Below are 17,959 nucleotides of genomic sequence, written 5' to 3'. Positions count from 1 at the left end.
TGAATCAACGATCTATTACAGGAACATTTTATGCAGGAAGCATGCCCAAGCAAAACGCCCCGGCGCATGTGGCGGCGGGGCGTCTTCGGGGGAAGTTGGGCAGACCCTGGTGCGTCCAGCCTGGCAGCCGCACCGTGCGGGTGCGCGCGCCTCAGTAGGTTTTGTAAGGCAGGAACTTGCCCGACAGCACCACGTTCACGCGGTCGCCCTTGGGATCAGGCTCACGCACAATATCCATCTTGAAGTCGATGGCGCTCATGATCCCGTCGCCGAATTCCTCGTGGATCAGCTCCTTGATGGTGGTGCCGTAGACGTTGACGATCTCGTACCAGCGGTAGATGAGCGGGTCGGTGGGCACGGGCGTGGGCAGCGAGCCCTTGTAGGGCACGACCTGCAGCCACTTCTGCTCGTCTGCGCTCAGGCCGAAGATCTCGCCGATGGTGGCGGCCTGGGCGGCGTCCAGCGTCATCTGGCCCAGGCAGGCGGCCGTGACCCATTCTTTCGAGAGGCCGACCTGCTCGGCCACGGAGGCCCAGGTGATGCCCTTGGACACCTTGGTGGCGATGATCTTCTCGGTGACGTCGTTGCGGTTCATGCGATGGCTCCTTGTGCGGAAAACTGGGGTTGGAAAAAAGAGAGAGGTGTCAGGCCGCGTGCGCGCGGCTGACCAGGAAATCGACGATGTGGTTGCGCAGTTCGTAGTAGCCGGGCAGCCGGTGCAGGCCGGCACGGGTGCGCTCGCGCGGCAGCGAAACCTGCACCGATTCGGCGATGCCGCCCGGCCGCCATTGGCCGCCCGGCAGTTCGACGCCGTTGCGCATCAGCAGGATGCGGTCGGCCAGCAGGACGGCTTCGTCCACGTCGTGGGTGATCATGAACACCGTCTGCTGCGTGCGCTGCACGATGGCCAGCAGCTCGTCCTGGATCGTGCCGCGGGTGAGCGCATCCAGCGCGCCGAAGGGCTCGTCCAGCAGCAGCATCTTGGGCTCGATGGCGAAGGCCCGGGCGATGCCCACGCGCTGCTTCATGCCGCCCGACAGCTGCGAGGGCTTCTTGTCGAGCGCGGCCGACAGGCCGACCAGGGCCACGTACTTCTCGACATGGGCGGCCACCTGCGCCCGGCTCCATTGCGGCCAGCGCGATTCGACGGCGAAGGCGATGTTGCGGCGCACCGTCAGCCAGGGCATGAGCGCATGGCCCTGGAACACCACGCCGCGCTCCAGGCTGGGCCCGCGCACCTCGCGGCCGTCCATGAACACATGGCCCTCGCTGGCTTCGTCCAGCCCGGCCAGCACATTGAGGATGGTGGTCTTGCCGCAGCCGGAGTGGCCGATGATGCAGACGAACTCACCGCGGGCGACGCCGAAACTCACATCGGCGAACACCGGCCGCCCCGGCTGGAACACGCGGCCCAGGCCCTGGACCTGCAGGAAGGCGCCGGCGACCGACGACGCCACGGGCGCAGACGCCGCCTCTGCGACAGGGCCGGCCTGGACCGGGGGCATGGACATCATGGCGGGCTCACTCCACATAGGTCACCTTCTTCTGCAGCGCCGCGAAGCCCAGGTCCAGCAGCATGCCGACCACGCCGATCAGCAGGATGGCGAAGATCACATGGGTCAGCGACAGGTTGTTCCACTCATTCCACAGGAAGTAGCCGATGCCGGTGCCGCCCACCAGCATCTCGGCTGCCACGATCACCAGCCAGGCGATGCCCATGCTGATGCGCATGCCCGTGAAGATGGTGGGCGCCGCCGCCGGCAGGATCACCCGCAGCGCCCGGCGCATCGGCCGCACCTCCAGCGTGCTGGCCACGTTGAGCCATTCGCGCTTGACCGAGGCCACGCCGAAGGCGGTGTTGATCAGCATGGGCCAGACCGAGCAGATGAAGATCACGAACACGCCCGACACCGACGAATCCTTGATGGTGTAGAGCGCGAGCGGCATCCAGGCCAGCGGCGAGATCGGCTTGAGCACCTGGATGAACGGGTCCAGCGCCCGCCGCATGAGCGGCGACATGCCGATCAGGAAACCCGCCGGCACCGCCACCACGCAGGCCAGCGCGAAGCCCAGGCCCACGCGCAGCAGCGACCAGCCGAGCTGGATGGCGATGCCCTTGTCGTTGGGGCCGTTGTCGTAGAAGGGGTTGGACAGCTCCTGCACGATGGTGCGGCCCAGTTGCGCCGGCGTGGGAAAGCCGCTCGTCTTCTGCGCTTCGCCCCCCGGGTCCTTGCCCATGAGCTTGAGGTAGTCGATCTGCTCCTGCGTCAAGCCGGCGGTGCTGGCGGTCGAAGCCACCGGCGCGGTGGCCAGGTGCCAGCCGCCCAGCATCAGCACGAGCAGCAGCAGCGACACGATGCCCGCGCGCACGGCGAGCGAGGTCGAGGTCCTGTTCATGGCCATGACGACGCCCGCCTCAGGCCATCTTCGCGATGGCGAAGCTCTTGACGTACTCCTCGGGCCTGGCGGGGTCGAACTCCTTGCCCATCACCTTGAAGCGCGGATACGCGCCCTCCGGCGCCTTCCAGCCGGCGGCGGCCATCTGCTTCTTGGCGTCCGTCAGCAGGAAGACCTTCTCGGCGATCTGGCGGTAGTCGATGTCGCCCTTGACGTAGCCCCAGCGCTTCATCTGCGTGAGCATCCACACGGCCATGCTCTGCCAGGGCACGGGGTCGAAGTTGGCGCGGTCGGGCACGTTCTTCACCGCGCCCAGCCCGTCGGCAAACTTGCCGGTGAGCACCTGCGCGATCACGGTCTCGGGCTGGTTGAGGTACTGCGTGGGCGAGATCACCTTGGCGATCAGCTCGCGGTCCTTCGGCTGGCTGGCCATGAACGACGCATTGATCACCGCGCGGTACAGCGCCGCGAAGGTGGCCGGGTTCTGCTGGATGAAGGCCTCGCTCACGCCGAAGGCGCAGCAGGGGTGGCCGTCCCAGATCTCCTTCGACAGGATGTGGATGAAGCCCACCTCGTCGTACACCGCGCGCTGGTTGAACGGGTCCGGCCCCAGGAAGCCGTCGATGTTGCCGGCGCGCAGGTTGGCCACCATCTCGGGCGGCGGCGTGACGCGGATCTGCACGTCGGTGTCGGGGTTCACGCCATGCTCCGCCAGGTAGTAGCGCAGCAGGAAGTTGTGCATGCTGTATTCGAAGGGCACGGCGAACTTCATGCCCTTCCACTGCTTCGGGTCGCGCTTGTCCTTGTGCTTGACGTGCAGCGTGATGGCCTGCCCGTTGGTGTTCTGGATCGTCGCCACCTTCATCGGCACCTGCGTGGAGCCGAGGCCCATGCTGATGGCCAGCGGCATGGGCGACAGGAAGTGGCTGGCGTCGTGCTCGCGGCTGAGCATCTTGTCGCGGATGAGCGCCCAGCCTGCCGTCTTGTTGAGCTGGACGTTGAGGCCTTCCTTTTTGTAGAAGCCCAGCGGGTCGGCCATGATCAGCGGCGTGGCGCAGGTGATGGCGATGAAGCCGATCTTGAGGTCCTTCTTTTCGGGCGGGCGCTGCTCCTGCGCCATGGCCTGCAGCGAGGCCACCGGCAGCAGCGAAGCGATGGCCGCGCGGGCGGTGCTCGCGCCGACGGCCTGCAGGAAGCGCCGGCGCAGCGGCTCGTGCGGGAAGAGCGCCTTCACCAGGCTGGCCTCGACGAAGTCGCGCGAGGCTTCTTCCACCGACGCGGCGGCGGTCGCGTGGTCGCCGGGCGCGTGGTCCTGGCCGCAGGCGCAGCGCAGCATCAGCGGCCGGTCGGCGTCGTAGGGGTCGGAGCGGCGGTCGTTGGCAGGCAGACGGGACATGCTTCACCTCGTTGATGGAATGTCCTCGCCCTTGCAACGCGCGGGCCGGAATGGGCCAATGCCGCCACGCCGTCGGCAAATCGTGCCCGCACCGTCGAGCCCCTGTAGGGCTGCCACTACACGGGCGGCCCGAATCAGGGCCGGGTGCCGCCCTGGGCCAGCCTTTCGGCGTAGAGCGCGAGCTCGACGTCGTTCTTGGTGCCGGTCTTTTCGAGCACGCGCGCCCGGTAGGTGCTGACCGTGTTGGGCGCCAGGCCCAGGCGCGCACCAATCTCGCTCACGCTGTGCCCCGTCGTGAGCAGGCGGAAGACCTGGTGCTCGCGGTGCGACAGCGCTTCGGTGGCGGCGCCACCGCGGCCCACGGCCGCCGCCAATGCCTCGGCCGTGGCGGCACTGACGTGGATGCCACCGGCCGCCGCCTTGCGCACCGCCGCCACCATCTCGTCCGCATCGGCGCTCTTGTTGAGGTAGCCGGCCGCACCCAGGCGGATGCAGCGCACGGCGTACTGCCGCTCCGGGTAGGTGGAGATCATCACCACCGGCAGCGTGGGCCAGTCGGCGCGCAGGGCCTGCAGCACGTCCAGCCCGTCCCGGCCGGGCAGCGCGATGTCCAGCAGTACCAGGTCGATGCCGGCGCGTCCGCCCAGGGCGGCCACCTGCGCCAGCACTTCGGGCCCGGTCACGGCCTCGGCGGCGACCACGATCTCGGGCGCGCCATTGGCCAGGTCGCCCAGCACCTGGCGCAGGCCTTCGCGCACGATGCGGTGGTCGTCGCCGATCAGCACGCGCACGGCGGCGGGGCGGACAGCGGTCGTCGGGGTGGTTGGCATCATGGCGCCGGCATGCGAAGGTGCAGCGTGGTGCCCTGCCCCACCGTGCTGTGCACGTCCACGGTGCCGCCGAAATGCAGGGCGCGCTCCCGCATCCCACGAATGCCGTAGGAGCCCGGCGCATGGAAGGCCTGCACAGGCGCACCGACGCCGTCGTCGCTCACCATCAGGTGCAGGCTGCCGCCGACGATGCGGATGTCGATGTCGACCCGAGTGGCGCGGGCATGGCGGCCGACGTTGCTCAGCATCTCCTGGAAGATGCGGAACACGGCCATGGCCGTGGGCTCGGGCAGCTCTGGCGCATCGTCGATGGCCATGCGCCAGCCCAGGGCCAGCTCGGCCGACTGCACGAATTCGTTGGCCTGCCATTCCAGCGCGGCCCACAGGCCCTGGTGGTCGAGGATGCTGGGCCGCAGGTCGGTGATGATGCGGCCCACGTTGTCCACGGCCCGCTCGATGAGCTGGCTCATGTTGTCGCACTTGGCGCGCAGCTGCAGGCGCATGGCCTCGGCCTCGGCGGGCTCGCGCGCCTTCTGCTCGCCCAGGCGGCGGTTGACCCAGTCGACGTCCATCTTCATGCCCACCAGCAGGCTGCCGAGCTCGTCGCGCACCTCTCGCGCGATGCGCGTGCGCTCCTCCTCGCGCACCGAGTCCATCCAGGCCGACAGCGCACGCACCTGGCTGAGCGCGGCGCTCAGTTCGGCCGTGCGCTCGGCCACGCGGCGCTCCAGCTCGTCGCGCGATTCGCGCATGGCCTGCGCCGCGCGCTTGCGCTCGGTGATGTCGACGAAGGTGATGACGGCGCCGCGCACCGTGTCGCCGTCCACGATGGGATAGCTGGAGTATTCGACCGCGAAGCAGCTGCCGTCGCGCCGCCAGAACACCTCGCTGTCGATGCGGCACGGCAGGCCGCGGCGGAAGGCGTTGAAGATCGGGCAGTCGGTGTCGGCATAGACCGAGCCGTCGGGATGCGAATGGTGCGTGAGCTCGTGCATGTTGCGGCCCAGCACCTCGGCTGCGTCATGGCCCAGCAGCTCGGCCCCGGCCCGGTTGATGAACATGCAGTGGCCGTCCAGGTCGATGCCGAAGATGCCCTCGCCGGTGGACTCCAGCAGCAGGCCCAGGCGCTGATGCCAGGGCGTGCCTTCGCCCAGGTCCAAGGTGGGGAACGCGCCGGCGAAGGCGCCAGGATCGTGCACAGCCATGCACCAGCGGCATGCAACCGCCGTGCCTGCAAGGTGCACGGCGTGTCTCTCAGAGGCCGAGATCTTCCAGCCCCGGATGGTCGTCGGGCCGGCGCCCCAGCGGCCAGTGGAAGCGCCGGTCGCTTTCGGCGATCGGCAGGTCGTTGATGCTGGCGAATCGCCGCTGCATCAGGCCCTGTTCGTTGAACTCCCAGTTCTCGTTGCCGTAGCTGCGGAACCAGTGGCCCGAGTCGTCGCGCCATTCGTAGGCGAAGCGCACGGCGATGCGGTTGCCGCCGAAGGCCCAGAGGCCCTTGATCAGCCGGTAGTCCAGCTCGCGCGCCCACTTGCGCTGCAGGAAGGCGCGCGCGGCCTCGCGGCCGACCGGGAACTCGGTGCGGTTGCGCCACACCGTGTCCTCGGTATAGACCTGAGCCACCCGGTCGGCGTCGCGGGAGTTCCAGGCGTCCTCGGCGCCGCGCACCTTCTGGATGGCGGATTCGAGCGTGAAGGGCGGCAGGGGTGGGCGGGTGTCGGTCATCAGAGTCAGGCTCCTGGGGTGGCAAGGGTGGAAGATGGCCGCAGTAGACAGACCTGTCTACAAAGGCGGTCGCACGATACTGCATGTAGACAGACCTGTCTACAATGGCGGCATGCCCTCCCCTGCCCCCCAGGATTCCGAGTTGCCTGCGCGCGACCGCATCCTCTCGACCGCCCACGACCTGTTCTACCGCGATGGCATCCGCGCCACCGGCGTCGACCGGCTGATTGCCGAGTCGGGCGTGGCCAAGCTCACCTTCTACCGGCACTTTCCGAGCAAGGACGCACTGGTGCGCGCCTTCCTGGACCACCGGCATGCGCGCTGGATGGCCTGGTTCATCGACGCGCTGGGCCGCCATGGCGCCAGCGAGGCCGCGCACGGCAGTGCGCACCTCCTGCTGCTCGCCGACGTCCTGGACGAATGGTGCGCGCAGCCGGACTTCCGCGGCTGCGCCTTCATCAACACCGTGGTCGAGCTGGCGCCAGCCCTGCCCGAGGCCGTGGCAGTGGCGCAGGGGCACAAGGCCGAGATGACGCAGGTGATCGCGCAACTGCTGCCGGAAGGGCCGCTGCAGGGCCTGCTGGCCGATGCCGCGGCCCTGGCCTTCGACGGCGCCATCGTGCGGGCGCAGATGGCCACCGACGAAGCCGGACGGCAGGCGGCCGTCGCGACGCTGCGCGCCGTGCTGTCCGCACTGGTCGCGCGGCGCTGAGCGCCCTCAGAGCGCCAGCGCCTGGCGCAGTTTGGCTGAACCCAGGCGCGGCGGCGGCGCGGGCCAGCCGCCATCCATCAACGCGACCATGCGGGCGTTGCGCGGCGCATCCAGGCCGTGGCCGCGGGCCAACCGGACGACGGCGCCGCACAGCGCATCGACCTCGGTGCGCCGGCCCAGCGCCACGTCGTCGGCCATGCTGGAGCGGGCCTTGGCGTCGACCTTGAGCATCGGCGCCGCCACGCGGCGGAACAGCCAGTCCGGCAGGCGCAGCAGCCCGGGAAGCCGGCGGGCCGGAACGGCCGTCATCTGCGCAGGCTCGATGCCCGCGGCGTGCAGCACGGCCAGCGCTTCGTCGATCAGCGCGGCGAAGCAGCGACGGTAGCCGCGGTCCAGCAGCTCATCGCGCAGCGGCAGGCCCGACAGCGCGTTGACGGGATTGTTGAGGTTGAGCAGCAGCTTGCCCCACTGCACGCCGGCCATGTCCGCATGCAGGTCCAATGGCACGCCGGCGGCTTCGAACACCGGCAGCCAGGCCCGCAGCGCTGCTTCGTCCCGGGCTGCCAGCCGGCCGGGCGTACCGCGGTGGTAGGCACCGGGCGCCAGCTCGGCGATGTTGTAGGGCACCATGCCCGGCAAGGCGCGCAGCGCAGGCGCGGCCTCTTGCACCACGCGGTCGTTGCCGATGCCGTTCTGCAGCGAGAGCACGGGCGTGCCGGCCGGAAGGCTCACCGCCAGTTCGGCCGCCGCCTGTGCGGTGGCGCCGCCCTTGACCGTGAGAAGCACCAGGGCCGGTCGCGCATCGGAGGCCACGGCTTGGGACAGGCGCAATCGGGATGCGGCAACGGCGCGGCGTGCGCCATCGCGATCGGTCAGCGTGAGCCCGTGCGCTGAGAGCGCCTCCATCACGCGCGGCCGGCCGATGAAGGTCACCGGCACGCCTGCGGCAGCCAGGCAGCCGCCGACGTAGCAGCCGACGGCGCCCGCGCCCATGACCAGCACCTCGCCCGGCACAGGCAGCTCGGAGGTGACCGGCACGTTCATCGAGCGTGAGCGAGCAACACGGCTGCGCCGGCGCGGATTGGGATCAGACCCGCTCCGCCACCCAGCCCTGCACCGAGGCCAGGGCCTGCGGCACGGCTGCGGCATCGGTGCCGCCGGCCATGGCCATGTCGGGCTTGCCGCCACCCTTGCCACCCACCTGCTGGGCGACAAAGTTGACCAGCTCGCCGGCCTTGGCCTTGGCCGTCAGGTCGGCCGTGACGCCCGCGGCGATCTGCACCTTCGCACCGTCCACGGCGGCCAGCACCACGATGGCGCTCTTGAGCTTGTTCTTGAGCTGGTCCATGGTGTCGCGCAGCGTCTTGGCATCGGCGCCATCGAGCTTGGCAGCCAGCACCTTCACGCCCTTGACGTCCACCGCCGAGCCGGCCAGCTCGTCGCCCTGGCTGGAGGCCAGCTTGCCCTTGAGCGAACCGATCTCCTTCTCGAGCGCACGCACCTGGTCGAGCACCTGCGCCAGGCGCGGCTGCACCTCGGTGGCGGGCGTCTTGAGCGTGGCGGCCACGCTCTGCACGGTGCCTTCCAGGCCCTGCAGGTAGGCCAGCGCGTTCAGGCCGGTGACGGCCTCGACGCGGCGCACGCCGGCGGCGACGCCCGATTCGCTGACGATCTTGAACAGGCCGATGTCGCCGGTGCGCTGCACATGGGTGCCGCCGCACAGCTCGCGGCTGGTGCCGATGTCCAGCACGCGCACGGTCTCGCCGTACTTCTCGCCGAACAGCATCATGGCGCCGGTCTTCTGCGCTTCTTCCAGCGGCAGCACGCGGGCCTGCGTGGCGGCATTGGCCAGCACCTCGGCATTGACGCGCTGCTCGATCTCGGTGATCTGCACGGCGGTCACGGGCGCGTTGTGGGCGAAGTCGAAGCGGGTCTTGTCGGCATCCACCAGCGAGCCCTTCTGCTGCACATGCGTGCCCAGCACTTCGCGCAGGGCCTTGTGCATCAGGTGGGTGACGCTGTGGTTGCGGGCGGTGGAGGCGCGGCGCTCGCCGTCCACGGCGGCCGTCACCGCATCGCCCACCTTGAGCGTGCCCTGCGTCTGCATGCCGTGGTGGCCGAACACGTCGGCCTTGATCTTCTGCGTGTCCTGCACGCCGAAGACCACGCCCTCGGCCGTGATCAGGCCCTGGTCGCCGACCTGGCCGCCGCTCTCTGCGTAGAAGGGCGTGGTGTCGAGCACCACGATGCCGGCCTGGCCGGTTGACAGCTGCTGCACGGCCGCGCCTTCGTGGTACAGCGCGACCACCTTGGCGGCCTCCTGCAGGTGCTCATAGCCGGTGAAGACGTTGCCGGCGCCAGCGTATTCGACGGCGCGCTCCATCTTGAACTTGCCGGCCGCGCGGCCGGCGGCCTTCTGGCGCTCCATGGCGGCATCGAAGCCGGCCTCGTCGACCGTGACGTCACGCTCGCGGCAGACGTCCTGCGTCAGGTCGAGCGGGAAGCCGTAGGTGTCGTGCAGCTTGAAGGCGACCTCGCCCGGCAGCGTCTTCTGGCCGCCGGCCAGGGCCGTGTCCAGGATGTCCATGCCGTGGGCCAGCGTCTCGTAGAAGCGCTCTTCCTCGGCCTTGAGCGTGTCGGTGATGTGCTGGGCCTGGGCCTGCAGGCGCGGGTAGGCGGCGCCCATCAGCGCGACCAGGTCGGCCACCAGCTTGTGGAAGAAGGGTTTCTTCTGGCCCAGCTTGTAGCCGTGGCGGATGGCGCGGCGGATGATGCGGCGCTGCACGTAGCCGCGGCCCTCGTTGCTGGGCACCACGCCGTCGCTCACCAGGAAGGAGGTGGCACGGATGTGGTCGGCGATGACCTTGAGCGAGGGGTTGGCCAGGTCGGTGCAGCCGGTCTCGCGCGCGGCGGCCTTGATCAGCGCGTCGAAGATGTCGATCTCGTAGTTGCTGTGCACGTGCTGCAGGATGGCCGCCAGGCGCTCCAGGCCCATGCCGGTGTCCACGCAGGGCGCGGGCAGCCTGACCACGCTGCCGTCTTCCTTCATGTCGAACTGCATGAACACGTGGTTCCAGATCTCGATGAAGCGGTCGCCGTCTTCCTCGGGGCTGCCCGGGGGGCCGCCGGGAATGTGCGCGCCGTGGTCGTAGAAGATCTCCGAGCAGGGGCCGCAGGGGCCGGTGTCGGCCATCATCCAGAAGTTGTCGGACTTGTACTTGCCGCCCTTGTTGTCGCCGATGCGGATCACGCGCTCGGGCGGCAGGCCGATTTCCTTCGTCCAGATGTCGTAGGCCTCGTCGTCGTCGATGTAGACGGTGGCCAGCAGCTTGTCGGCCGGCAGCTTGAAGACCTGCGTCAGCAGCTCCCAGCCCCACTTCAGCGACTCGCGCTTGAAGTAGTCGCCGAAGCTCCAGTTGCCCAGCATCTCGAAGAAGGTGTGGTGGCGGGCGGTGTAGCCCACGTTCTCGAGGTCGTTGTGCTTGCCGCCGGCACGCAGGCAGGCCTGCACCGACGCGGCGCGGACGTAGGGCCGCTTGTCCTCGCCCAGGAACACGTCCTTGAACTGCACCATGCCCGAGTTGGTGAACATCAGCGTCGGGTCGTTGCCCGGCACCAGCGGGCTGGACGCGACCACGGTGTGGCCCTTGGATTCGAAGAAGTCGAGGAAGGTCTTGCGGATGTCCGCAACCGTGAAGGTGGGCTGGCTCATGTGGTGTGGTCGCTCTGTACCGCGGTGCGCCGCGGCTTGGGGGCGCCTGATGCAGGCCCCGATGGCCGGCCCAAGTGCCTGATTTCGCAGAACATTCGATTATAGGTTTGGGGGGTATGGCCAGCGCGGCGCAAGGGAGCCGGGGAGTTGCTGGTCACGTTCACGTCAGCATGCCAGCGCGATACCTGCAAAAAGGCCACCGCTCGTGACGATTTCCTACTGAAAAAAATCAGGAAAAACCATAGGGTATGCGACCACCACCGTGGCCTCTGCCACGGCTGCCAGGAGAACCCATGCCGGACGTGCACAACAAACCGCACTGGACACTCGACGACCTCGACTTCGCACGCATCGACATCGACCAGGCACGCGGCGACGACACCCTCTTCTATCTCGCCTGCTCCGCCTCCTTCATCGAAAGCGGCTCCGACCTCTACACCCGCAACCTCATCGACTATTTCGAGGGCGACGACGAGGTGGCCGGCTGGCTGCGCAGCCAGTGGGAGCCCGAGGAACTGCAGCATGGACGTGCCCTGCGCGCCTATGTCGAGCATGTGTGGCCCGACTTCGACTGGCAGCCGGCCTACGACGCCTTCCTGGCCGAATACGCCACCTACTGCAAGGTGGAGCTGCTGGCCCCCACGCGCGGACTGGAGATGTCGGCCCGCTGCGTCGTCGAGACCGGCACCGCCACCTACTACAAGGCGCTGGCCCGGTTCACGCGCGAGCCGGTCTTCCACGACCTGGCCACGCGCATCGCGGCCGACGAGGTCAACCACTACAAGCATTTCTACCGCTACTACCGGCGCTACCGGGCGCAGGAACGGCTGGGCCGCATGCGCGTGTTCGGCACCGTGGCCCGCCGCACGCTGGAGCTCAAGAGCGAGGATGCCGACTGTGCCATCCGCCACATCGCGCCCGCCCGCGCGCCGGCCCAGGGCCATGATCCGCAGTACCTGCGCAAGGTCAGCCAGGACCTGAACCGCGTGATCCGCACGAATCTCGAAGTGGGCCCCACCCTCAAGATGCTGATGCGTCCGCTGGAGCTGCCACCCCGCGTGCAGGCGGCCATGCAGGTGCCGGTGGCCCAGTTCATGCAGAAGGTCTTCCTGCGCTGACCCTGCGCCCGAGCCGCGGGGCGGCGCCCCATAATCGCCGCCCCATGAAAGTCGCCGACATCGGTCCCTTCTTCGCCACGCTCCAGGCCGCCAACCCGGCGCCCGCCACCGAGCTGGAATACACCACCCCCTTCGAGCTGCTGGCGGCCGTGCTGCTGTCGGCCCAGGCCACCGACGTGGGCGTCAACAAGGCCACGCGCAAGCTCTACCCCGTGGCCAACACGCCGCAGGCCATCCTGGACCTGGGCCTCGAAGGCCTGGAGGGCTACATCAAGACCATCGGCCTGTACCGCAGCAAGGCCCGCCACCTGATGGAGACCTGCCGCATGCTGGTGGAGCAGCACGGCGGCGAGGTGCCGCGCAGCCGCGAGGCGCTGGAGGCCCTGCCCGGCGTGGGCCGCAAGACGGCCAACGTGGTGCTCAACGTGGCCTTCGGCGAAGCCACCATCGCGGTGGACACCCACATCTTCCGCGTCAGCAACCGCACGGGCCTGGCGCCGGGCAAGACGCCGCTGGCAGTGGAGCTCAAGCTGGGCAAGCGCGTGCCGGTCGAATACCGCCTGCATGCGCACCACTGGCTGATCCTGCACGGCCGCTATGTGTGCGTCGCGCGCAAGCCGCGCTGCTGGGAATGCGCCGTCGCGGCCTACTGCGACTTCAAGCCGAAGACGCCAGCGCCCGCCACGAAGTAGCGCCGGGCGCCTTCTCAACCAGCTGATCCACCCAGCCCGTCCATCCGCCCTTTCACCCGACGACCGCCGCCTTGACTCGTCACATCGTCCTCATCCACGGCGCCTGGCAAGGCGCCTGGGCCTTCGACGCCTGGCTGCCGCTGCTGCGCGAACGCGGCTGGCAGCCGCATGCCGTCGACCTGCCCGGCAACGGCTGGCCGCCGCTGGGCGATGCGCCCGCCAGCCTCGACAGCTACACCGCCCATGTGGCGGGCGTGATCGACGCACTGGGCGAGCCGGCCGTGGTGCTGGGCCACAGCGGTGGCGGCCTCACCGCCTCGCAGGTGGCCGAGGCGCTGCCCGAGCGCGTGGCCGCACTGGTCTACCTGGCCGGGATGATGTTGCCTTCCGGCATGGGCTTTGGCGAACTGGTGCGGCAGGTGCAGGCCGAACAGCCCGGCCGCGATTTCTCCGGCATCACACCCTGGCTGCAATGGAACGCCGACCGCAGCGCCAGCAGCGTGCCCGCCGAAGGCGCGCTGCGCTGCTTCGTGCACGACTGCGAGCCCGCTGCCGCCGCACGGGCCGCGGCGTTGCTGCGTCCCCAGCCCGAAAGCGGACGCGCCATGGTCAACCGCCTGAGCGCCGAACGCTTCGGCCGCGTGCCGCGCTTCTACGTGGAATGCCTGGACGACCAGTCCGTCTACCACCCCTTGCAGGCGCGCATGCAGCAGCTCAGCCCCGGCGCCCGCCGCCTCACCCTGCCCTGCGGCCATGTGCCGCAGCTGGCCGCCCCGCAGGCCCTCACCGACCTGCTGATGCCCGAACTCGAAGCTCTGCTGCCATGACCGACACCACGCCGACGACCTATCCGCCCCAGGGCCTCGCTCCCACGCACGAACAGATCCTGCGCCACCTGCGCCGCTCCAACGACGTGGCGCGGCGCGCCATGGCGCTGGGCCACCATCCCTTCGGCGCGATCCTGGTCGGCCCGGACCAGGAGACGGTGCTGCTGGAGCAATGCAACATCGACACGGTCAACCATGCCGAGTCGACGCTGGCGCGCGTGGCGGCCACCAACTTCACGCCGGAGTTCCTGTGGAGCTGCACGCTCTACACCGCCGTGGAGCCCTGCTGCATGTGCGCCGGCACCGCCTACTGGGCCAACATCGGGCGCGTGGTGTTCGGCATGACCGAGCACCAGCTGCTCGAGGCCACGGGTGACCACGCCGAGAACCCGACGATGAGCGTGTCCTCGCGCTATGTGTTCGACCACTGCCAGAAGGCGGTCGAGCTGATCGGGCCGGTGCCGGAGATCGCGGAGGAGACGGTGGCGATGCAGAAGGCGTTCTGGGCGGGGCGCTGAACCCCGGGGCTCAGGGCGCTGCCCACACGGTGCATTGGCCAAAGGCCACGGGGGTGGCCGGCCAGTCCGCCGCAGCGGCGATGCGCCGCCGGCCCTGACCCAGCAGCTCGACCGCGCGGATCACGCCGGCATGGGTGATCCAGAGTTCGGGCCGGCGGGCTCGATGCCACTCCTCCCACGCGGCGCCAATGCGGTCGAGGAAGCGATGCACGCTCTCGCCATGCAGGCCCGGAGGCGTCTCACCGAAGTCCCGGGTCCACGCCTCCATCGCCTCTCGGCCGATGTCGGACCACGGCCGACCCTCCCAGGCGCCGAAGTCCATCTCGGCCAGGCGCGGATCGGTGCTCGGCGCGAGGTCCGGGCGCAGCGTGTGAAGCGCACGCGCCAGGTCCTGGCAGCGCCGGGCGGGCGAGCAGCGCACGGCCACGTCACCTGGCAACAGCCGCGCCGCCTCCGCCGCGGCCTCCTGCGTGGCCACCGGATCGGCCTCGACCTCGGTGATGCCGTAGCACAGGCCCGGCGCGACCCGCACACGCGCATGCCGCATCAGCCAAAGCGGGGGCGTCATGGCATCGGGACCGCTCACCAGGGCCGCCATGCCAGCGCGAAGTAGATCGCCAGCTCGCCCAGCTGCTGCGTAGCCCCCAGGCCGTCACCCGTGAAGCCGCCGAGCCGGCGCCGCAGCAGGCGGAACATCCACGCCGCCGCGGCTGCGCCCAGCAGCAGCGCTGCGAGCCCGTGCAACAGGCCTTGGGCAGCCAGCAGCAACAGCGCGGCAGGCACGGACCAGGCCAGGCCCACCATCAGCGCCCCGGCCGGCAAGGCATCGGCCAGCGGCATGGACTTGGAGGTCGCGCTGTCTCCCACATGCGGCAGCGCGCGGATGATGAACAGCGGCGCCAGCCGCGACAGCACATGCGCCGCCAGCAGCGAGGCCACGGCAGCCGCCGCGCCCTGCTCTGCCAGCGTGGCCAGCAGGGCCGCCTTGAGTCCCAGCGCCAGCACCAGCGCCAGCGCGCCGAAGCTGCCGATGCGCGAGTCCTTCATGATCTCCAGCGCGCGCTCGCGCTGCGACGAACCGCCCAGCCCATCGGCCGTATCGGCCAGCCCATCCTCATGAAAGCCGCCGGTCGCCCAGACCGTCACGGCCGTGGCCAGCACGGCGGCAGCCAGCGCGCCCATCGGGCCCCGCAGGCCGGCGAGCCCCAGCGCGAACACCACGGCCGCGATCAGCCCGACCACCCAGCCGACGCCGGGGAAGTGCGCAGCGCTCGCCCGCAGCATCTGCGAGCTGTAGCCCACCCACGCGGCCAGCCGCCCCGTGACCGGGATGCGCGTGAAGAACTGCAGCGCCAGCAGGAAGTGCCGCACGCCGTTCATGCGGGCCTCATTCCGACTGGCGCGAAACGCCGGCCGATTCGAAGCTGGCCATCTCGCCCAGGATGCGGCAGGCCGATTCGAGCAGCGGCCAGGCCAGCGCGGCGCCCGATCCTTCGCCCAGGCGCAGGCCCAGGTCCAGCAAGGGCTGCAGGCCCAGCGCCTGCAGCAGGCGCGCATGTCCTGGCTCGGCCGAGCCGTGGGCCGCGACGCAGCGCTGCACCACCTGCGGCCGCAGGCCCTGCGCCACCAGCACGGCAGCGCTGGCGATGAAGCCGTCGACCACGATCACCCGCCGCTCCTCGGCCGCCTGCAGCACGGCGCCCACCAATGTGGCGATCTCGAAGCCGCCGAAGGCGCACAGCACGGCCAGCGGGCCTTGCGCATCCGCATGCAGCGCCAGCACCTGGCGCAGCACGGTGCGCTTGCGGGCCAGCCCTGCCGCATCGAGGCCGGTGCCCGGGCCGGTGCAGGCGTCGATGTCGGCGCCCGTCAGCCGCGCCAGCAGCAGCGCGGCGGCCGAGCTGTTGCCGATGCCCATCTCCCCGAGCAGCAGCGCATTGCCGGGCAGGCCGCGCACCACCTCTCGGCCGTTGGCGAGGGCCTGCGCGCATTGCTGCGGGGTCATGGCCGGGCCTTGGGAGACATCGGCCGTGCCGGCACCGAGACGGCGCGACAGCAGGCCGGTCGCCGCGTCGAAGGGCTGGCGCACGCCGCAGTCCACCACGGTGAGCGCCAGCCCGTGCTGACGGGCGAGCACGCTGACGGCCGCGCCGCCGGCCAGGAAGTTGTGGACCATCTGCCAGGTCACGTCGGCCGGATAGGCCGACACGCCCTGCTGCGCGAGGCCATGGTCGGCGGCGCAGACCAGCACCTGGGGCTGCTGCAGCGCGGGCGCGGTGCTGCCCAGGATCAGCCCCAGGCGCAGCGCCAGGGCCTCCAGCCGACCGAGCGCGCCCAGGGGCTTGGTCTTGTTGTCGATGGCCGCCTGAAGGCGTTCTGCCAGGGCAGCGTCGTGCAGGTCGGCGACGGGGGGCAGGTCGAGGTCCTGCAGCAAGGAGTCTGATGGGAAGGTCATGTCGGTTTCAATGGCGCCGACCAGCGTGGGCGTCTGTCAGTCAGTGTGAGGCAGGGCGCTGTGCGTGGCCAAAAGGTCTGCCCCGCAGGCTCAGGGCTCGATCAACCCGGCCAGCACGCCGGGCGCGAAGTGTCGGTCGATGTAGTCGGCCAAGCCGTCGAAGGTGGCATCGAGCGTGGGCACCTGCGCGCCGAACAGCGCGCGCACCACGTCCGGGTCCTCGAACAGGCCGTGCAGATAGAGGCCCAGCACATTGCCCGCGGTGTTCTGCCAGCCGAGCCCGTCCGGCAGAACGGCCCGGCCCTGGGCCGCCAGTTGCGGATGCACGCCGGTCTGGCCGTGGTGGATCTCGTAGCCTGACAGCGGTACCTGCGCCAGCGCGGACCACGGACCGCTCACGGCCTCGAAGCGGGTGCGGCGCAGGCGCACGGTCTTCTCGCGCGCGAACACCGTGACCAGCGGCAGCAGGCCCAGGCCGGGCCCATTGCCGTCGATGCCATGCGGATCGACCAGGGCCTCGCCCAGCATCTGCAGGCCGCCGCAGATGCCCAGCACCCGGCCGCCCGCCGCGGCATGCGCGGCGATGGCGCGGTCCAGGCCCTGCGCGCGCAGCCAGGCCAGGTCGCTGGCGGTGGCCTTGGAGCCGGGCAGCACGATCCAGTCGGCGCCGGCCAGCGCCTCGGGCGTTCGGGCCCAGACGAGCCGCAGGCCCGGCACCTTCTTGAGCGGCTGGAATTCGTCGAGGTTGCTGATGCGCGGATAGGCGACCACGGCGACCGTGAGACCGCCGGGTGCACGGTCGCCGCTCGGCCGGTCGTCGAACACGCCGTCTTCCTCCGGCAGGCCGTGCTGCCACCACATGGGCAGCGTGGCGACGGTGGGCACGCCGGTCAGGCCCTGCAACTGCTCGGGCCCGGGCGCCAGCAGCGATGCGTCGCCGCGGAAGCGGTTGAGCACGAAGCCCGCCAGACGTGCGCGGTCGGCTTCGGGCATCAATGCCCAGGTCCCGTAGAGATGGGCGAAGGCGCCGCCACGGTCGATGTCGGTGACCAGCAGGCAGCGCGCATCGGCATGGCGGGCCATGCGCAGGTTGACGATGTCGCTGGCCATCAGGTTGATCTCGGCGGGGGAGCCGGCGCCTTCGAGCACCACCACGTCGTGGTCGGCGGCCAGGCTGTCGAAGGCTTCGGCGATGCGGGGCCACACGGCGGCGCTGCGTTCGCGCCAGGGCGTACGGGTCAGCGCGTCGTGCACCTCGCCCATCAGGATCACCTGGCTGGCGGTATCGCGCTCGGGCTTGAGCAGCAGCGGGTTCATGCGCACGTCGGGCACTGCACGCGCGGCCAGGGCCTGAAAGTACTGGGCACTGCCGATCTCGCCGCCCAGGTCCGCGTCATGGGGGGCCGGCACCACGCGGGCGTTGTTGCTCATGTTCTGCGCCTTGAAGGGCGCCACCCGCAGGCCCTGCCGCGCATACCAGCGGCACAACGCCGTCGCCAGCCAGCTCTTTCCGGCACCGCTGGTGGTGCCGAGGACCATCACGCAACGGGCGGCCATCAGCGGGGCGCGCCGTTCGA

Annotated in this window: 18 protein-coding genes; 5 read left to right on the top strand and 13 right to left on the bottom strand. The window is 70.0% G+C overall.

All coding sequences use genetic code 11. The features are described 5' to 3' along the window. Positions 1-151: 151 nt before the first annotated feature. The 7 genes from cynS to BXA03_RS04495 all read right to left on the bottom strand — a co-directional run bounded on the left by cynS (position 152) and on the right by BXA03_RS04495 (position 6,348). Complete coding sequence (cynS, locus tag BXA03_RS04525) at positions 152-595, bottom strand: cyanase (protein WP_076504319.1); 444 nt, start codon at positions 593-595, stop codon at positions 152-154. Positions 596-644: 49 nt separating this feature from the next. Continuing rightward, the gene (locus tag BXA03_RS04520) at positions 645-1,532 is read right to left on the bottom strand and encodes an ABC transporter ATP-binding protein (RefSeq protein ID WP_083715875.1); all 888 of its coding nucleotides are present in this window, start codon (positions 1,530-1,532) and stop codon (positions 645-647) included. Next, positions 1,522-2,403 (bottom strand): nitrate ABC transporter permease, encoded by an 882-nt coding sequence (gene ntrB / locus BXA03_RS04515; protein ID WP_369822393.1) that lies wholly within the window; start codon positions 2,401-2,403, stop codon positions 1,522-1,524. The genes BXA03_RS04520 and ntrB overlap by 11 nt, the downstream gene beginning before the upstream one ends. 13 nt (positions 2,404-2,416) lie before the next feature. After that, positions 2,417-3,793 (bottom strand): CmpA/NrtA family ABC transporter substrate-binding protein, encoded by a 1,377-nt coding sequence (locus BXA03_RS04510; RefSeq protein WP_076504316.1) that lies wholly within the window; start codon positions 3,791-3,793, stop codon positions 2,417-2,419. Between the two features lie 134 nt (positions 3,794-3,927). Continuing rightward, positions 3,928-4,626 (bottom strand): response regulator transcription factor, encoded by a 699-nt coding sequence (locus tag BXA03_RS04505; protein WP_234983591.1) that lies wholly within the window; start codon positions 4,624-4,626, stop codon positions 3,928-3,930. Next, entirely contained in the window at positions 4,623-5,828 is a 1,206-nt protein-coding gene (locus BXA03_RS04500; protein ID WP_083715874.1) for a sensor histidine kinase, read from the bottom strand. The genes BXA03_RS04505 and BXA03_RS04500 overlap by 4 nt, the downstream gene beginning before the upstream one ends. Positions 5,829-5,877: 49 nt before the next feature. Beyond that, a complete protein-coding gene (locus tag BXA03_RS04495; RefSeq protein WP_076504314.1) occupies positions 5,878-6,348 on the bottom strand; it encodes a nuclear transport factor 2 family protein in 471 nt (156 codons plus the stop codon). 112 nt (positions 6,349-6,460) lie between these two features. On the opposite strand from BXA03_RS04495, the gene BXA03_RS04490 reads away from it, so the two are divergent. Further along, positions 6,461-7,060 carry a TetR/AcrR family transcriptional regulator gene (locus BXA03_RS04490; RefSeq protein ID WP_076504312.1) on the top strand — a complete coding sequence of 200 codons (600 nt, stop codon included), beginning with the start codon at positions 6,461-6,463 and terminating at the stop codon, positions 7,058-7,060. Positions 7,061-7,066: 6 nt separating this feature from the next. On the opposite strand, the gene BXA03_RS04485 is transcribed toward BXA03_RS04490, so the two are convergent. Both BXA03_RS04485 and alaS read right to left on the bottom strand, forming a co-directional pair. Then, positions 7,067-8,104, bottom strand: coding sequence for a 2-dehydropantoate 2-reductase (locus tag BXA03_RS04485; RefSeq protein ID WP_076504310.1), 1,038 nt, complete (start codon positions 8,102-8,104; stop codon positions 7,067-7,069). 43 nt (positions 8,105-8,147) lie between these two features. Beyond that, the gene (gene alaS, locus BXA03_RS04480; RefSeq protein ID WP_076504308.1) at positions 8,148-10,772 is read right to left on the bottom strand and encodes an alanine--tRNA ligase; all 2,625 of its coding nucleotides are present in this window, start codon (positions 10,770-10,772) and stop codon (positions 8,148-8,150) included. Positions 10,773-11,065: 293 nt separating this feature from the next. Here alaS and BXA03_RS04475 point away from each other — a divergent pair, with 293 nt between their 5' ends. From BXA03_RS04475 to BXA03_RS04460, 4 genes are all read left to right on the top strand, one after another. Further along, positions 11,066-11,890 (top strand): ferritin-like domain-containing protein, encoded by an 825-nt coding sequence (locus BXA03_RS04475; RefSeq protein WP_076504306.1) that lies wholly within the window; start codon positions 11,066-11,068, stop codon positions 11,888-11,890. Between the two features lie 44 nt (positions 11,891-11,934). Further along, positions 11,935-12,582, top strand: coding sequence for an endonuclease III (gene nth, locus BXA03_RS04470; protein WP_076504304.1), 648 nt, complete (start codon positions 11,935-11,937; stop codon positions 12,580-12,582). A gap of 71 nt (positions 12,583-12,653) precedes the next feature. After that, the gene (locus tag BXA03_RS04465; RefSeq protein WP_076504302.1) at positions 12,654-13,409 is read left to right on the top strand and encodes an alpha/beta fold hydrolase; all 756 of its coding nucleotides are present in this window, start codon (positions 12,654-12,656) and stop codon (positions 13,407-13,409) included. Beyond that, positions 13,406-13,927, top strand: a complete 522-nt coding sequence (locus BXA03_RS04460; RefSeq protein ID WP_076504299.1) for a nucleoside deaminase — start codon at positions 13,406-13,408, stop codon at positions 13,925-13,927. Before BXA03_RS04465 ends, BXA03_RS04460 begins: the two co-directional genes overlap by 4 nt. Positions 13,928-13,937: 10 nt before the next feature. Here the strand turns inward: BXA03_RS04460 and BXA03_RS04455 are convergent, their stop codons facing one another. The 4 genes from BXA03_RS04455 to BXA03_RS04440 form a co-directional block, all read right to left on the bottom strand. Then, positions 13,938-14,495, bottom strand: coding sequence for a histidine phosphatase family protein (locus BXA03_RS04455; protein WP_076504850.1), 558 nt, complete (start codon positions 14,493-14,495; stop codon positions 13,938-13,940). A 14-nt stretch (positions 14,496-14,509) separates the two neighbouring features. Next, entirely contained in the window at positions 14,510-15,307 is a 798-nt protein-coding gene (gene cobS / locus BXA03_RS04450) for an adenosylcobinamide-GDP ribazoletransferase (RefSeq protein WP_076504298.1), read from the bottom strand. A 7-nt stretch (positions 15,308-15,314) separates the two neighbouring features. Continuing rightward, positions 15,315-16,382, bottom strand: a complete 1,068-nt coding sequence (cobT, locus tag BXA03_RS04445) for a nicotinate-nucleotide--dimethylbenzimidazole phosphoribosyltransferase (protein ID WP_076504295.1) — start codon at positions 16,380-16,382, stop codon at positions 15,315-15,317. A gap of 90 nt (positions 16,383-16,472) precedes the next feature. Next, a complete protein-coding gene (locus tag BXA03_RS04440) occupies positions 16,473-17,939 on the bottom strand; it encodes a cobyric acid synthase (RefSeq protein ID WP_076504292.1) in 1,467 nt (488 codons plus the stop codon). Between the last annotated feature and the right edge of the window lie 20 nt (positions 17,940-17,959).

The organism is Pseudacidovorax sp. RU35E, from assembly GCF_900156165.1.
In the GTDB taxonomy this organism is placed as follows: domain Bacteria; phylum Pseudomonadota; class Gammaproteobacteria; order Burkholderiales; family Burkholderiaceae_C; genus Xenophilus.
This window is presented reverse-complemented; position numbering and strand designations above follow the sequence as displayed.